The following is a 15,783-nucleotide window of genomic DNA, read 5'->3' on the forward strand; positions in this document are numbered from 1 at the left end:
GCCGGCTGGGCGGCCCTGGACGCCCTGCGCGAGGGGCTGCAGAACCCCGCCGGGCCGGACGGGGACGGATGAGCGGAGCGGCGGGGGCACGTCAATATCAGGAATGTCGGTGGGACATGATGAAGTGGAACCATGAGCGTTGAACTCCAACTGGTAGGGCCGGCCGCGGCTGCATCGGCCGCCCCGCGGCTCAGCGCCGACCAGCAGGCCGTGGTGGACCTGCACACCGGCAGCGGTCCCGTGCTGGTCCTCGGCGCGCCCGGCACCGGCAAGTCCACCGTCCTGGTGGAAGCCGCCGTCGCCCGGATTGAACGGGACGGCCTGGATCCTTCCAACCTGCTGCTGCTGGCCCCGTCCCGCCTGGCCGCCGCCTCGCTGAGGGATGCGCTGTCCGCCCGGCTGCAGGGGACACTGAGCACCGCCCCGGCCAGGACCTGGGCTTCATACGCCTTCGACCTCATCCGGCGGGCCAAGACCGAGGGCCGGCTGCCGTACATCACGCGTGCACCCAAGCTGCTCTCCGGTGCCGAACAGGACGTCATCATCAAGGAACTGCTGGCCGGGCACGGTGAACAGGGTGTCCCGCAGCCGCCGTGGCCGGACGGGTTGGAGCTTGCCCTGGGCACCCGCGGCTTCCGGCAGGAAATCCGCCAGCTTTTTGACCGGGTCATCGAATACGGTATCTCCGCCGAAGAGCTCCGCGGGCTGGGGGAGCGGCACGGCCGTCCCGACTGGGTGGCGTCCGCCGCCCTCTACGCCGAATACCGGGACGTCCTGGACCTGCGGATGCCCGAATCCTTCGACCCGGCCGGCATCATCACCTCGGCCCTGAACATCCTGCGTTCGGACCCCGAGTTCCTCGAAGCCGAGCAGGCACGCCAGCAGCTGGTCCTGGTGGATGACCTGCAGGAAGCCAATCCGGCCATCCACAGCCTGTATGCACTGCTGGCCGGCAGGGGCGACGCGGATTCCATTGCCGCGGCCTGCCCCGACACCGTGGTGCAGGGGTTCCGCGGGGCCCGTCCGGACCTGGTGGGGCGCCTGGCGGAACGGTTTGGCGGCCGGCTCCAGACGCACGTGCTGACCACCTCGCACCGGCTCTCAGGTCCCCTGGCTGCGGCCTGGACGCGCACCGCCTCCCGCATTTCGGTAGTGGGGCAGCTGCCCTCCTACCGGACGGCGGTGGCCGATGCCCGGCACACCGGTTCCGCAGCTCCCGACGACGACACGACCTCCAAGGACACAACCTTCGGGGACGCAGACGCAGCCCCCGCAGAAGCAGCCGGCCCGAACGGCACCGCCGATGCCGGAACCGCCGCCGACACCGAGACCGGCCGTCAACTGCCGCAGCTGCCGGCGGTTGAAGCGCACGTGGTGGACTCGCCCATGCACGAGCAGCGCTACGTTGCCCAGCGGATCCTGGAGGCCCAGCTGCTGCACGGGCGCTCGCTGGAGGACATTGCCGTCATTGTCCGCACCGGCGGCCAGCTGGCCGCGCTGCAGCGCTACCTCACCGGGCAGGGCATCGAGGTGAAGGTTCCCGTAGCTGAAAAGGCTGTCCGCGACGAAGCGGCCGTCCGACCGCTGCTGGACGCGTTCGCCGTCGTGCTTGATCCCGAACTGCTCACCCCCGAACTGGCCGTCTCACTGCTGACCTCACGCATCGGCGGCGCCAGCACCCTGGAACTCCGCCGGCTGCGGCAGGCCCTGCGGCGCGAGGAGCGCAGTTCGGGCGGCGGCAGGACCAGCGACGCGCTGCTGGTGGAATCGCTGCTTGACCCGTCCTCAGATTCGGGACGGGCCCTGGCCGGCCTGACCTGGGACGCCCGGCTGGCCGCCCAGCGCATCGCGGGCATGCTGACCGCCGGACGCACCGCCGCCGCCGAACCGGGGGCCACCGCCGAAACCGTGCTGTGGGCGCTCTGGTCGGCCTCCGGCTGGTCCAGGAAGTGGGCCGAGGCCGCGCTGGCGGGCGGACCCACCGCCTCCCGCGCAGACCGGGACCTGGACGCCATCATGGCGCTGTTCCAGACAGCCGAACGCTACGTCGACCAGCTGCCCGGTTCCACGCCTGCCCAGTTCCTGGACTACCTGACCAGCTCCGAACTGCCCATGGACACGCTGGCCGCCCGCGCCCAGCGCCGGGACGCCGTGGAACTGCTGACCCCGGCCAGCGCGGCAGGCCGGGAATGGCCCATGGTGATCGTGGCCGGCATCCAGCAGGATGTCTGGCCCAACCTCCGGCTGCGCGGCGAGCTGCTGGGCAGCGGCGAGCTGGTTGCCGCCGTGGAATATGGAGACAACTTCCGTGCGCACCGCAGCCCGCTGACCCTGATGCAGTCCATCCGCTTCGACGAGCTCCGCAGCTTCTCCACCGCCATCTCGCGTGCCCGGGAACTGCTCATCTGCACCGCGGTCTCCTCGGAGGACGAACAGCCCTCGCAGTTTCTGGACCTGGTGGCTCCGCTGGAGCCGGGGGCGGAGAAACGCCCCCGCACCGAAGTGCTGCGGCCGAGCACACTGCGCTCGCTGGTTTCGGAACTGCGCCGATACGCCCAACAGGCGGACATAGACCCGGAGGGCGCGGCCGAAGCCGTCCACCACCTGGGCACCATGGTCCGCCACGAGGTGCCCGTTCCCGGCGCACGTCCGGACCAGTGGTGGGGCTTGCTGCCGCTGTCCACCGAAGCGCCCATCCTTCCCCCGGATGCGGCCATCCCGGTCTCCCCGTCGAAGGTCGACGCGGTGCTCAAGTCACCCTTGAGCTGGTTTGTTTCCGCCGCGGGTGGAGAGCAGGCCACCGACTTCGCCCGGTCGCTGGGCACCCTGGTACATGCCATCGCCCAGGACATGCCGGATGCCACCGGCACCGAATACGTGGCCGAGCTGGCCAAGCGCTGGCCGTCGCTGGGCATGAAGGACAACTGGGAAGGGCAGATGGACCATCAGCGGGCAGAGACCATGGTCCGCAAGCTGGCCGAATATGTGATCAGCATGCGCCGCAGCGGCCGTTCACTGGCCGCCGTGGAAAAGGATTTCGAAGTGGAACTGCCGGTGGAGATAGACGGCGCGGTGCGCACCGCACTGCTGCGCGGCCAGATTGACCGGTTGGAGGTCGACGCCGCCGGCAGGCTGTTCATCGTGGACCTCAAGACCGGCAAGTCCGCGCCGAAAAAGGATGACCTGCAGGGCCATCCGCAGCTCGCCGCCTATCAGGAAGCGGTCCGTGAAGGAGCGGTTCCCGATGCCTCGCGGGTGCCGGGCGGGGCCGCCCTGGTGCAGCTGGGCACCTCCAACAAGGGCGTCTCCGTCCAGGAGCAGCCGCCCCTGGACCCCAACGACACCACGGCACGTGACATGGTCCGGGACGCAGCCAAACTGATGTCCGCAGCGTTCTTCGAGACTGTCCACGATCCGGGCCGGAGCGGCTTCGGCGGCAACGGCTGCCGGCTGCCCGAAATCTGTCCGCTGTGTGCTGAAGGAAAGCAGGTCACCGAGTGAGCACCTCCGTAACCGATGAAGTGACTGTTCCGGACAGCGGGCCCGACGGCGGCACCGCGCCCCGCTACTCGGCACGTGACCTCGCGGAGCTGCTGCATACCGAGCCGGGCGTTCCGGTGCAGTACCCCACGGAAGACCAGATCGGCATCATCGAGGGGCCGCTGGAACCGTTGCTGGTGATCGCCGGTGCGGGGTCCGGGAAAACCAAGACCATGGCCGACCGCGTGGTCTGGCTCGTGGCCAACAAACTCGTGCGCCCCGAGCAGATCCTCGGCGTGACGTTCACCCGGAAGGCCGCGGGGGAGCTGGCTTCGCGGATCCGCGGGCGGCTGAACCTGCTGTACCGCCAGCTGGACGGTGCCGACGCGGGCGCCGACGGCGAAACGGCGGAGGAACGGATGGAACCCACCGTTTCCACGTACCACTCCTACGCCAACGGCATCGTGAATGACTACGGCCTGCGGATCGGGGTGGAACGCGACTCGGTGATGCTTGGCGGGGCCCAGTCCTGGCAGCTGGCCAACGAAGTGGTCGAGGCCTATTCCGGTGACTACGAACATTTCACCGCGGCCAAGTCGACCCTGGTCAGTGCCGTCCTGCAAATGGCCGGGGAATGCTCCGAGCATCTGCGCACCCCGGCCGAGGTGCGGGCCGAACTATCCGCGCACGTCGACGCCGTCGCGTCGCTGCCATACCAGTTCGGCAAGCCCAAGGAACCAACCCAGGCGGCCCGGAAACTGCTCAACCGCCTGCGCACCCGCATCTCCGTGACGGAACTGGTCGAGGCCTACCGGCAGGCCAAGGCCGAACGCCGGCAGCTGGACTTCGGCGACCTCGTGGAGCTGGCGGCGCGCATCGCCACCACCATTCCCGAGGCCGTGGAAATGGAACGCGCCAAGTTCAAGGTGGTGTTGCTGGATGAATTCCAGGACACCTCCCATGCGCAGATGGTGCTGTTCTCCAAGCTGTTCGGTGACGGCCGCTCGGTCACCGCCGTGGGCGATCCGCATCAGTCGATCTACGGGTTCCGGGGTGCCTCCGCGGGTCAGCTGGGTACCTTCCGGGAAAAGTTTCCGCTCATCACCGACCACGGCAGGGAACTGGCGCCGCTGGCAAACCTGTCCGTGGCCTGGCGCAATTCCACCTCCGTGCTGGAAGCGGCCAACACGGTTTCCGCTCCGCTCAACGGGGTGGCACCCTGGCTCAAGCACCAGCGGCTGCCGCACGTCCCGGAGCTGCAGGCCCGGCCGAATGCCCCGCTCGGCGAGGTGTACCTGGGGCGCTATCTCTGCGACGTCTCGGTGGAACCGGGTAAGCACAACCCGGAGCGCATCCTCGGCGAGGCCGAAGCCGTTGCCGGCCTGATTGCCAAGCACCGGCAGCAGAAAGCCGAATACGACGACCGCCGCACGGTTCTGTGGCCCACCGTCGCGGTCCTGTGCCGCGGCCGCAAGCAGTTCGAAGCCATCCGGAAGGAACTGGAACTGCTCGGCATCCCGGTGCAGATTGTCGGGCTGGGCGGGCTGTTGTCCACCCCTGAGGTGGTGGACCTCCTGGCGGTCCTGCGCGTGCTGGGCGATCCGGGACGCTCGGACTCGATGCTGCGCATCCTGGCCGGAGCGCGCTGGCGCCTGGGACCGGCGGACCTGATGGCCCTGGCCGACTGGTCCCGGCACCTGGTCCGGGTACGCGAACGCGCCGTCCGGGTGGCCGATGCCGCCGATATCCACGGCCCGGACGAAGAACCGGACCTGGTGGTGGAAGCCGACCTGGTGGAGGCCGGCAGCCTGGTGGAAGCGGTGGATTCCCTGCCCCGTCCCGGCTGGGTCTCCAATGCCGGACGGTCCCTCTCCGAGGAAGGGTTGCGCCGCCTGACGCTGCTGCGCAACGAGCTGCGGGACCTGCGCGGATTTGTGGGGGAGGACCTGACCACGCTCATCGGCGAAGTGGAACGACGGATCCTGCTTGATATTGAGGTGGCTGCGAAGCCCGGCGTCACCCTGCACGAATCGCGCCGCAACCTTGATGCCTTCATCGACGCCGCGGCAACCTTCAGCTCCTCGTCCGAACGGGTGGACCTCGCGGCGTTCCTGGCCTGGCTCGAAGCCGCCAACGCGGAGGAAAACGGCCTGCCCGTCACGCCGCTCGAGCCGAGCCGGGAAGCGGTGCAGCTGCTGACCGTGCATGCCTCCAAGGGGCTGGAATGGGACATTGTTGCCGTCCCGGGCCTGAACGAGGCGTCCTTCCCCAGTGATAAGGATTCACGCTGGAGCAGCGGCGACTCCTCATTGCCGTGGACCCTGCGCGGGGACAGCCTCGACCTGCCCCAGTGGGACTGGGAACAGGTGGACCAGAAGTCCTGGCTGGAGAGCGAAAAGCTGTTCAGCGAAGACGCCAAGGGCCATGCCGAACGCGAGGAACGCCGGCTTGCCTATGTGGCCTTCACCCGGGCAAAGTCCGTGCTGATCTGCACGTCCTCCGCCTGGGGCGGGGGACGCTCCAAGCCGCTGGCCCCTTCGCGCTACCTGCAGGACCTGTACACCCTCGAACAGGAGGGGGCGGCCGGCTACCACCTGGAACAGTGGCTGACCGCCGAGCAGGAGGGAACGGAGAACCCCGCCCTGGCCGAGGCCGAGCGGGCTGTATGGCCGGTGGATCCCCTGGGCGCGCGCCGGCAGCGGATGGAAACGGCCGCGCAGGCGGTACTGGAAGCTGCCTCAGCTGACGGCCCCGCTCCGGCGGCCGGCCGCTGGAGTCAGGAGACGGAACTGCTGCTGGCCCGGCACCGGCCGCCCAACGAGGTGGTCCAGGTTCAGCTGCCCGCGCACATCTCGGCCTCCATGCTGGTGGACCTGAAGGACGACCCGGCCGAAGTGACGCGGCAGCTGCGCCGGCCGGTTCCGCGCCAGCCCGGCATGGCCGCCCGCAAAGGCACCGCCTTCCATGCCTGGGTGGAGGAGTTCTTCGGCACCAGCGGCATGCTGGACATCGACGAATACCCGGGAGCCGCCGACGCCTACGTGGATGAGGCCTACCAGCTCGAGGACATGGTTGCCACGTTCGAGGCCTCGGAATGGGCGCAGCGGACCCCGGCCTACATCGAAGTTCCCGTGGAAACCAAGGTGGATACCGTCGTCGTCCGCGGACGCATCGACGCCGTCTTCCAGGACGCCGACGGCGGCTGGGACCTGATCGACTGGAAAACCGGCGCACCGCCGTCGGCGGCCAAGCTGGATGTGCGTGCCGTGCAGCTGGCGGTTTACCGGCTGGCCTGGTCGCGCCTCAAGGGCGTCCCGTTGGAGAAGGTCCGCGCCGCGTTCTACTACGTCGCGGCGGACAAGGTCATCCGTCCGTACAACCTTGCCGGGGAAGCGGAGCTGGAGCGGATCATCCGTGAGGCAGCGGAAAGCCCGTCCGCCGGATTCTGATTCCGGCGGATGGGCTTCCCCGCCCTTACGGCACGGCCCTTACGGCACGGCCCTTACGGCACGGCCCTGCGGAGGGTTGCGTAGGAGGTAAGGGCCAGCAGTGCGGCGGCGGCAAGCACCCATCCGGCCAGCGAGAGTGGCGTGAGCTCCACCAGCCAGGCTCCCACCGACGGCCAGGCATCGCGCCAGGTGATCAGTGCGATGACCCCGAGCAGCACGGCGCCGAGTCCGACCAATGCTGCCGTCAGGCCGACCGTCCGCCACCGCTTGTAAATGGTGGAGCTCCAGAAGCCCAGCAGGAAGAACAGGCTGGTGACGGCGAAGTAGAAGAGGATCTGGGCGTACCATTCACCCTCTGCTATCCAGGGAATGGCGAAGATGGCACCCTTCATGCCCCACCCGTCGGTGGCCTGCTCGATCAGGCCCAGCACCCAGTAAAGGACGGCAAGGGCAAGGGCCACCACTGTGAACAGTCCGACGGTGCCGATGTAGAAGGAGCGCCGGCTGACGCTGAGCGCCTGGGAAAAGGGGAAAAGCAGGGTCAGGGCCTGGACGCCGAGCGCGAAGAAGTACCACATCACCGCTTGGCCGGAACCCGAAATGACGTTGGAGGCGTCGTCCGGAATCATCGCGAAGATGGCCAGCGAAATCAGCGTGGACCCGGCAAGGATGATCAGCGGGATGCCCAGGTAGATCCATTTGTTGGTCAGCTGCATCCGTGCAACTGCTACTGCGCGGTTCATCAGAAAGCCTCCACACTGTCGGTTGATGTGCTGCCGGACACCGAGTCCGGCCCGGTTCCGGCGTGCCGGGTTTTGCGGACAATCAGCTGCTGCAGGGACACCGGGGCCAGGTCCAGTCCCAGCTCTGCCGCCTCGCGGCGCTCGGCGTTGTCCAACCGCTGGTCCAGGGTCACCGAGACCAGGGATCCGAGCGAATCCCGGTGGATAACCGGACGGCCGGAGACGAAGGCCTCCACGACGTCGGCCGTCCCGGTGATCGTGACCGCCCGCCCCCGGATGTCTTCGGCGTCCTCATCAAGCACAATCCGGCCGTTGTCGATCACGATGACGTGCTCCAACAGGTTGGCGACCTCATCGATGAGGTGGGAGGAGAGCAGGATGGTCCGCGGATGCTCGGCGAAGTCCTCCACCAGGCGGTCATAGAAGATCTGGCGGGCTACGGCATCGAGTCCCAGATAGGGCTCGTCGAAAAAGGTGAGCTCGGCACGCGAGGCCAGCCCGAGGACCACGCCCACGGCAGAGAGCTGGCCGCGCGAAAGCTTCTTCAGCCGCCGTTTAAGCGGGAGCTGGAACTCGCCGGCCAGCGAAGCGGCAAGGTCTGCGTCCCAGTTGGGGTAGAGCAGGCGCGCCGAGGCAAAGGCATTCGCCGCCGTGAAATCGTCCGGATACTTCTGGGATTCGCGGACAAAGCAGAGCCGGCGCAGTACCCGTTCGTTTTCGAAGGGATGTTCGCCGAAGACCCGCACTTCCCCGGACGACTCGAAGCCCTGGGCGGTGAGGATCGACATCAGTGTTGTCTTGCCGGCCCCGTTGCGTCCGAGCAGCCCGTAGATGCGGCCGCCGGCGATGCTGAGGTCAACGTTGTCGAGCGCTAGCTGGTCCCGGTAGCGGCGGGTGAGGTTCCGGGTTTCTATGACGTTCTCGGTGCCGGCAGTCATGGTGCCATGCTCCCTTCGGTGTCCACGGTGCTGCGCCGGATCAGTTCGGTGATCTGCTCACCGGTGAGGCCCAGTCTCCGTGCTTCGGTTGTCAGCGGACGGACGTACTGCTGGTAGAACTGTTCGCGCCTCTTCGTCAGGACCGTTTCCCGGGCCCCGGGAGCAACGAACATGCCGATACCGCGGCGCTTGTAGAGGATGCCCTCGTCGACGAGGAGGTTGATGCCCTTCGCTGCCGTTGCCGGATTGATCCGGTAGAAAGCTGCGAATTCATTGGTGGAAGGAACTTGGCCTTCCTCCAGGAGGATCCCGTCCAGGATGTCGCCCTCGATCCGTTCGGCGATCTGCTGGAAGATCGGCCTGCTGTCATCGATCAAAACGGCTCCTGGTAGTTCGATGCAATCGGTTAGGTGGTTCATTACTTGCGTAACTAACCATAGAACCGAAAGGGCCGCTTGGCAATCACTTGCCGCGAAGCATGTTCGGCACACAAAAAAGTGCCCCGCCGAAACGGCGGGGCACGATCGAAGGAGGGGCGCTATTTGTCCCGGACGGGAACCAGCGGCAGTGAAGTGGTGGCTGTTTCTCCGCTGTCCGGGGAAGCGGGTTTCGCGTCCCCGTCCCGGTCTGCGGCATCGCCGTCACCCGCGGGAACCTTGTCTTCGGTGTCTGTGTCTTTGATGTCTGTGTCTTTGATGTCTGTGGGGTCTTCGGCGTCTGAGGTGTCTGCACTGTCTGTGGTGCCTGCTGCGTCCTCTGCCGGCACGGCACCAACATCCCGGCCCGGTGCTGCGGCACCGGGCCGGGCGGGCAGCACAATCACCTCGGCCAGGACCGGGTCCGCTTCGCCGGCTGTATCCGAGTCCTTGGCCGCGTCGCCCTCGCTGTCCCCGCCATCGTTCCCGCCGGTGACGTCGTGGGAGGCCGCTGTGGCGTCCCCGGCGGCGTCATCCCCGGCGGCGTCCCCCGGTGCGTCGGAAGTGGCGGGTTCGGCAGCGGCTGTGTCATCGGAACCCGGAGTGTCAGCCGCAGTGCCGGTGGGAGAGCCGTCGGTTCCGGACGCGGGCGCCACGGCGGGCTCGATGGGCGTCACGACCACCTTCGCGGCACGGGCGGCTGCTGCCACCTGGCGGGCCTGTCCGGTGCGTTTGTCCGCGGCTTCCTGGGCCAGGACGTCGGCCTCGAGCGTGCCGAGCATCTCCACGGCTTCGTCCACCATTGTGGAGTTCTCCGCTGCAACGCCGCGCACCAGCCACTGAGCCAGCGCGAATTCGGCCGACAGCGCCGCGCGGCGGATCAAGTGCGGGTCCTCCGGATCGCTGCTTGCCGACAGGTAGGCGCTGTGTACGGTGTCGGTGAACCGCTGGTCATTGGCGGCAATAAGCCAGGCGAAGTCATCGGCCGGATCGCCCACGCGCAGATCCGTCCAACCGGTGATGGCACTGACGCGCTCGCCCGTGAGCAGGATGTTGTCTTCATGCAGGTCACCGTGCACCACGGTGGGCTTGAAGCGCCAGAGCGAGACATCCTCGAGGGCATGTTCCCAGCGCCGCAGCAGCACGGAGGGAATCAGGCCGGTGGTGGCGGCCTGGTCCAGTTCATTCAGCCGCCGCTGGCGGAACTCGTTGGCACTGTAACTGGGCAGGTCTGCCCGGGTGACCAGTTCCCTCGGGAGCCCGTGGATGGCAGCCATGGCCCGGCCGATTTCTTCCGCAACGGACCGCCCGGAGGTCATCAGTGCGTCAATGCTGCGGGTGGCGCCGGGAAGATGGGAGTAGACAAACGTGCACAGCTCGCCCTGGCGGACGGTTCCGGCCACATAGGGCAGCACAAAGGGCAGCTCGGCGCGGACCGCAGGGATAAAGGTGCGCAGGACAAGCAGTTCGGTTTCCAGGCGCATGCTTGCTTCCAGATGCTTGGGTGCCCGTACCCGCCACCTGCGCCCGGCGTCGTCGACAAGCAGCGCGGCGTCGAAATCCGCGGCATCGTCGGGGGAGCCGGCAACGCCGGTCGGGGTCAGCCCTGGGACGGCAGCGCTGGCCATTGCAGCCAATTCCATGGGAGTCCGTTTCACATCTTCAACCGTATGGGCTGATGTGGTCCGAATAACCTTAGTGCGGCGGCGAGTCGCCCAAACCGTGAGGAAAACCTCAAGCCCGTCCCGGCTCCGGCGGTCAACTACAGTTTGGGGGGACTCAGTCAGTACGGTAGGTGGTATGAGTATTCCGGCACCGGCAGCAGATGTTTCTCCCCTTGGATTGTTACCGCTGGCCCGGACTGCGGTAGACCGCGGCTCCGACCGCCGGGTGGCCCCTGATCTCTTCGAGGCCATCCGGGGCAGCGCCGGGACGCGCATCATGTACTTCGCGCAGGGGCGCACACTTGTCCGGGATGCGGCACTGGTGCTGTCGGAACCAGCGGCGGAAGGGTTCGGTGAGGTCCCCGTTTACCTCGGTCGCACGCTGGAAGACGCCCAGGTGCCCGCGGGATCGGACATCGTGCTGGTCACTTTGCCGGAGCCCGATCCGGCGCTCGCCGTCGACGGCGCCGCCTGGGTCAGCCTGCGGCAGTCCGCTACCGACCTCGGAGCGCTGGACGCCGGATTGTTCGTGGAAGCCGCCGCCGTGGCCAACTGGCATGCCGTGCATACCCATTGCCCCCGCTGCGGTGCCCGGACCGTACCGGAACAGGGCGGCTGGGTCCGCCGCTGCCCCGAGGACGGCAGTTCCCATTTCCCGCGGACCGACCCGGCCATCATTGTCGCCGTGACCGACGAGCAGGACCGCATCCTGCTCGGATCGGCCGCTGCCTGGCCGGGCAACCGTTATTCCACGCTGGCCGGTTTCGTTGAGCCGGGGGAATCACTGGAAGCGGCGGTCATCCGGGAAGTGGAGGAGGAGTCGGGGGTGGTTGTCCACTCTCCGCAGTACCTCGGTTCCCAGCCGTGGCCGTTCCCGTGTTCACTGATGCTCGGCTTCACGGCCCGCACCGCCAACCCTGCCGCGCGGGCCGACGGCGTCGAAATGTCGGACGTACGCTGGTTCAGCCGGACCGAACTTGCGCACGCAGTATCCAGCGGCGAAATCACTATTGCAGGCCCCATTTCCATTGCCCGGAACCTGATCGAGCGCTGGTACGGCGGGACCATTACCGAACCGGAGGCCAGCACCCGCGCATGAGCAGCGAATCACCCGAAGCACGCATCCTGGCCGGACTCGATGACGAGCAGCGCGCCGTCGCCACCACCCTGACAGGCCCGCTCTGCGTCCTGGCCGGCGCCGGCACGGGCAAGACCCGTGCCATCACCCACCGCATGGCATACGGCGTGGCCACCGGCGTCTACAAACCCCAGCAGGTGCTGGCGGTGACCTTCACCGCCCGGGCGGCGGCGGAAATGCGCACCCGGCTGCGGGACCTCGGCGCCAACGGTGTCCAGGCCAAGACCTTCCACGCCGCCGCGCTCAAGCAGCTGCAGTACTTCTGGCCGCACACCGTGGGCGGTGCCATGCCGGGGCTGCTGGACCACAAGGCCCAGATTATCGCCGAGGCAGCCCGGAGGCTGCGTCTGTCCACGGACCGGGCCGCCATCCGCGACGTCGCCGCTGAAATCGAATGGGCGAAGGTGTCCATGCTGACCCCGGACAGCTATGTACGTGCCGCGGCGGACCGGGAACCGCCGGCGGGATTCGACCTCACCGCCATCTCCCGCATCTTCCAGTCCTACGAGGACGTGAAGGTGGACCGCAACATCATCGACTTTGAGGACGTCCTGCTGATCATGGTGGGGATCCTGCAGGAAGATGAGCGCGTGGCCGCCATGGTGCGGGACCAGTACCGGCACTTCGTGGTGGACGAATACCAGGACGTTTCCCCGCTGCAGCAGCGGCTCCTGGACCTGTGGCTGGGCGCCCGGGACGAGCTCTGCGTGGTGGGCGACTCCAGCCAGACCATCTACTCGTTCACCGGGGCCACGTCCCGGCACCTGCTCGAGTTCACCAAGCGGTTCCCGGACGCCGACGTCGTCAAGCTGGTCCGCGACTACCGCTCCACCCCGCAGGTGGTGGGGCTGGCGAACCGGATCCTGGCCGCCCGCACTGCCGAGGGGGAGCGGAACCGGTCCGCCCCGCCGTGGCCCACCCCGCTGGAGCTGATGGCGCAACGGCCCGCGGGCCCCGAACCCACGTTCACCGAATGCGCCGACGACGAAGCCGAGGCAGCCCATGTTGCCTCCGCCATCAAGGCGCTGCTGGAGCAGGGCGTGCAGGCCAGCGAAATCGCCATCCTGTTCCGCACCAACGGCCAGTCGCAGGCCTACGAGCAGGCGCTGGCTTCGGCCGGGATCGGCTACCAGCTGCGCGGCGGCGAGCGGTTCTTCGCCCGCCGCGAGGTGCGCGACGCCGTGCTGCAGCTGCGCGCGGCCTCCCGGTCCGTGGGAAACGAACCGGTGCCGCAGCTGGTCCGCGACATCCTGGCCTCCCTGGGCTACACCCCCGAGGCTCCGGCCGGCGGCGGAGCTACCCGGGAGCGCTGGGAATCACTGGCGGCCCTGGTGGCGCTGGCCGAGGAACTGCAGGTCACGCGGACCCGGGATCCCGAAGCCATCTTTACGCTGCAGGATTTCGTAGCCGAACTCGAGGAACGTGCAGCGGCGCAGCATGCCCCGCGGGTCCAGGGTGTCACCCTGGCGTCGCTGCACTCGGCCAAGGGCCTGGAATGGGACGCCGTGTTCCTGGTGGGCCTGAGCGAGGGGCTCATGCCGATTTCCTTTGCCGACACGGCCGAGGCAGTGGATGAGGAACGCCGGCTGCTGTACGTGGGGATCACCCGTGCCCGGGAGCACCTGGCGCTGTCCTGGTCCACGGCTCGGACGCCGGGCGGGCGGGCCAACCGGAAACCGTCACGGTTCCTGGACGGGTTGCGTCCGCGCACCGAGCGTGACGCCGGGCGGACAGCCGGACCGGCCAAGCCGTCCCGGCGGAAAGTCACCGGTCCGGCAAAATGCCGCAGCTGCGGAGCCCTGCTGACCACCGGCGCCGAGCGGAAGGTGGGTCGCTGCGGAGACTGCCCGGTGACCTACGAGGAAGCCACGTTTGAGGCTCTGCGCGAGTGGCGGCGGGAAGCGGCGTCCGAAGCCGGCATACCTGCCTTTGTGGTGTTCACCGACGCCACGCTGGTGGCGATTGCCGAAGACCGCCCGCCGTCGCTGAACCGTCTGGCCACCCTGCCCGGGGTGGGACCGTCGAAACTGGAGAAGTACGGCGAAGCGGTCCTGAAAGTGCTGGAGGCCGGCACCGGTTCCTAGACTGCGGCGCGGCGCAGGGAAACGGGCGGCCGAAAACGGACAGCGGCTACGCCACCTTGTGGACCCGGTGCTGCAGCCGGCAGCCGCACGCCGGGTGGTAGTCGAGTTTCTGCAGGCGGGGAAAACCGTCCGCCGTGCGCAGCCGCAGGACCGCCGAGTAGAGCGCGGGACGGTTGATGCCGTCCAGGAAGGACAGGGCCGCTGCGGCCGCCGCACCGGCGGCCAGGACGGCCCCGGCCGTCTCCTCTCCCTCGGGACCCGAGCAATCCGGCCCGGTGCCCCCGCCGGCGGGGACCCGCCGTCCCAGGGCATCGGCGGCCGCGTACCAGCCCGGATCGGTATCGGCACGGTGCCGGTCCAGGCACTCGAGGCAGGGCGTGGCGCCTGGAACCACCAGCGGCCCTACATCCCAGCCGTCTTCCTGCGCCGTGAGTACCAGCTGCGGGCCCCCGGTTCCGTCCGCGGGGCGTGCCGGGCCGGAACCGGAGCCGACCGCCCGTACCGAAACGGCCAGGTCAACGGACGCACCTCCGGTCCGGTCGGGAAGACCCGCGACCGCGAGCACCTGCAGGGTGGGATCAACCCGGAACAGGTGCCGTTTGACAGCCGCCGCCCGGTTCATGCCGATATCCGTCACTGCGTAGGCGGGCCCCACATCCGCAGGGGACACGGTGCCGGCGTCGGCCAGCAACAGGGTTCCGATCCCGGCGGAAGCAAGGGTGCGGGCCACCAGCGCACCGGTGCGTCCCAGCCCCTCCACCAGGACCGTGGCAGCGGCCCGGAGCCGCACTGTCTCCTCGCCGTTGACGCCGTAGGCGGAGGAGAGGCGCTGCGTATCCGGCTGCAGCCGCTCCGAGCGCAGGGAGGGGACAGGGGGAGCAGCCGGTTCCTGCCTGACAAGCAGCGGGCCCAGTACTTCCAGCAGGGACGCGGCCCGTTCCTGCGGCAGTGCCAGTGCCGCCGCTGCGGCTGGCTCCGTGCCGTCCGGCACGCCGTGCTGCAGGGCGGCAAGGAAGGCGAGGTCTGCTCCTTGCAGGTTGCGCAGCAGCAGCGAGCCGGGGCCGATACCCAGCTGCCTGGAACCGGGCGAGACTTCCAATACATGTACTCCCGGATTGATCCGCATGGTCCGCTCCCTCTCATTGAGCTGCTCGTCCAGCTGCCGGACGGTTTTCCGGCCGCGCCGGCCTGAGTGGAGACCCATGCTGGCACGGAGCACACCCGGCCGGTGGTTATCCACAAGGTGCGGACGGGCCTGCCTGTGCGTCTAGGCTGGAAATATGCCTCAACTCCGTCCCACGTCCGGCGCGTCCGTTCCTGCCACCACCAGTTCGGGGATCCCCATCCAGGTGCGGCGGTCCGCACGGCGCAAACGGACCGTGAATGCAGTCTTCCGCGACGGCGTCGCCCTGGTGTCCATACCGGCGCACTTCAGCCGGGAACAGGAGGCGGAGTGGGTCCGGCGCATGGTGGCCCGCCTGGAGCAGCGCTCGGCCCGGGCAGCGAGCACGCAGGCCACGGACAGCGAGCTGATGGCACGGGCAGGGGAGCTCTCCCGGGCCTACCTTTCCGGGCGGGCGCAGCCGGAATCGGTCCGGTGGGTCACCAACCAGAATTCACGCTGGGGTTCCGCGACACCGGCCCGGGGAACCATCCGGCTCTCGGACAAGCTGCAGGGGATGCCGGACTGGGTGGTCGACTACGTGCTGCTGCATGAACTTGCGCATCTCCTGGTCCCCTCCCACGGCCCGGCCTTTTGGCGGCTCCTGGAAAGCTATCCGCACACGGAAACGGCCAAGGCGTTCCTTTCCGGGGCAGCCTTTGCCAGCGCGCGCGGGCTCCAGGGGGAAATGGCCGAGGACTAGGGGAAG

At 68.3% G+C, this 15,783-nt stretch carries 10 protein-coding genes; 5 read left to right on the top strand and 5 right to left on the bottom strand.

Annotated features, from left to right (window positions below; all coding sequences use genetic code 11):
- The first annotated feature begins 132 nt into the window (after positions 1-132).
- Entirely contained in the window at positions 133-3,501 is a 3,369-nt protein-coding gene (locus AC5RUF_RS06285) for an ATP-dependent helicase (RefSeq protein ID WP_494130025.1), read from the top strand.
- Positions 3,498-6,929, top strand: a complete 3,432-nt coding sequence (locus AC5RUF_RS06290) for an ATP-dependent helicase (RefSeq protein ID WP_494130026.1) — start codon at positions 3,498-3,500, stop codon at positions 6,927-6,929. The genes AC5RUF_RS06285 and AC5RUF_RS06290 overlap by 4 nt, the downstream gene beginning before the upstream one ends.
- Before the next feature lie 53 nt (positions 6,930-6,982).
- Here the strand turns inward: AC5RUF_RS06290 and AC5RUF_RS06295 are convergent, their stop codons facing one another.
- The 4 genes from AC5RUF_RS06295 to AC5RUF_RS06310 all read right to left on the bottom strand — a co-directional run bounded on the left by AC5RUF_RS06295 (position 6,983) and on the right by AC5RUF_RS06310 (position 10,684).
- Positions 6,983-7,672: a hypothetical protein gene (locus AC5RUF_RS06295; RefSeq protein ID WP_494130027.1), complete on the bottom strand. Its 690-nt coding sequence runs from the start codon at positions 7,670-7,672 to the stop codon at positions 6,983-6,985.
- Positions 7,672-8,610, bottom strand: a complete 939-nt coding sequence (locus AC5RUF_RS06300; RefSeq protein WP_493998079.1) for an ABC transporter ATP-binding protein — start codon at positions 8,608-8,610, stop codon at positions 7,672-7,674. Before AC5RUF_RS06300 ends, AC5RUF_RS06295 begins: the two co-directional genes overlap by 1 nt.
- Positions 8,607-8,987, bottom strand: coding sequence for a GntR family transcriptional regulator (locus AC5RUF_RS06305; protein ID WP_493998080.1), 381 nt, complete (start codon positions 8,985-8,987; stop codon positions 8,607-8,609). The genes AC5RUF_RS06300 and AC5RUF_RS06305 overlap by 4 nt, the downstream gene beginning before the upstream one ends.
- A 161-nt stretch (positions 8,988-9,148) precedes the next feature.
- Positions 9,149-10,684: a phosphotransferase gene (locus tag AC5RUF_RS06310; RefSeq protein WP_494130028.1), complete on the bottom strand. Its 1,536-nt coding sequence runs from the start codon at positions 10,682-10,684 to the stop codon at positions 9,149-9,151.
- 142 nt (positions 10,685-10,826) lie between these two features.
- Between AC5RUF_RS06310 and nudC the strand changes: the two genes are divergently transcribed.
- Together nudC and AC5RUF_RS06320 are read left to right on the top strand one after the other, a co-directional pair.
- A complete protein-coding gene (nudC, locus tag AC5RUF_RS06315) occupies positions 10,827-11,789 on the top strand; it encodes an NAD(+) diphosphatase (RefSeq protein WP_493998091.1) in 963 nt (320 codons plus the stop codon).
- Positions 11,786-13,912, top strand: coding sequence for an ATP-dependent DNA helicase UvrD2 (locus tag AC5RUF_RS06320; RefSeq protein ID WP_494130029.1), 2,127 nt, complete (start codon positions 11,786-11,788; stop codon positions 13,910-13,912). Before nudC ends, AC5RUF_RS06320 begins: the two co-directional genes overlap by 4 nt.
- A 46-nt stretch (positions 13,913-13,958) precedes the next feature.
- Here AC5RUF_RS06320 and AC5RUF_RS06325 read toward each other — a convergent pair whose 3' ends face one another.
- On the bottom strand, positions 13,959-15,116 hold the full coding sequence (locus tag AC5RUF_RS06325; RefSeq protein WP_494130030.1) for a ThiF family adenylyltransferase: 1,158 nt from the start codon (positions 15,114-15,116) through the stop codon (positions 13,959-13,961).
- Positions 15,117-15,192: 76 nt separating this feature from the next.
- Here AC5RUF_RS06325 and AC5RUF_RS06330 point away from each other — a divergent pair, with 76 nt between their 5' ends.
- Positions 15,193-15,777 (top strand): M48 family metallopeptidase, encoded by a 585-nt coding sequence (locus AC5RUF_RS06330; RefSeq protein ID WP_493997086.1) that lies wholly within the window; start codon positions 15,193-15,195, stop codon positions 15,775-15,777.
- Positions 15,778-15,783: the final 6 nt, after the last annotated feature.

The sequence above is a fragment of the Arthrobacter sp. Y3224198 genome (genome assembly GCF_059090025.1).

Excerpts from the sequence above, each read along its gene's own strand:
- AC5RUF_RS06320 (WP_494130029.1), top strand. The coding sequence starts at position 11,786 with ATGAGCAGCGAATCACCCGAAGCACGCATCCTGGCCGGACTCGATGAC.
- AC5RUF_RS06285 (WP_494130025.1), top strand. The coding sequence starts at position 133 with ATGAGCGTTGAACTCCAACTGGTAGGGCCGGCCGCGGCTGCATCGGCC.
- nudC (WP_493998091.1), top strand. The coding sequence starts at position 10,827 with ATGAGTATTCCGGCACCGGCAGCAGATGTTTCTCCCCTTGGATTGTTA.
- AC5RUF_RS06300 (WP_493998079.1), bottom strand. The coding sequence starts at position 8,610 with ATGACTGCCGGCACCGAGAACGTCATAGAAACCCGGAACCTCACCCGC.
- AC5RUF_RS06330 (WP_493997086.1), top strand. The coding sequence starts at position 15,193 with ATGCCTCAACTCCGTCCCACGTCCGGCGCGTCCGTTCCTGCCACCACC.
- AC5RUF_RS06325 (WP_494130030.1), bottom strand. The coding sequence starts at position 15,116 with ATGGGTCTCCACTCAGGCCGGCGCGGCCGGAAAACCGTCCGGCAGCTG.
- AC5RUF_RS06295 (WP_494130027.1), bottom strand. The coding sequence starts at position 7,672 with ATGAACCGCGCAGTAGCAGTTGCACGGATGCAGCTGACCAACAAATGG.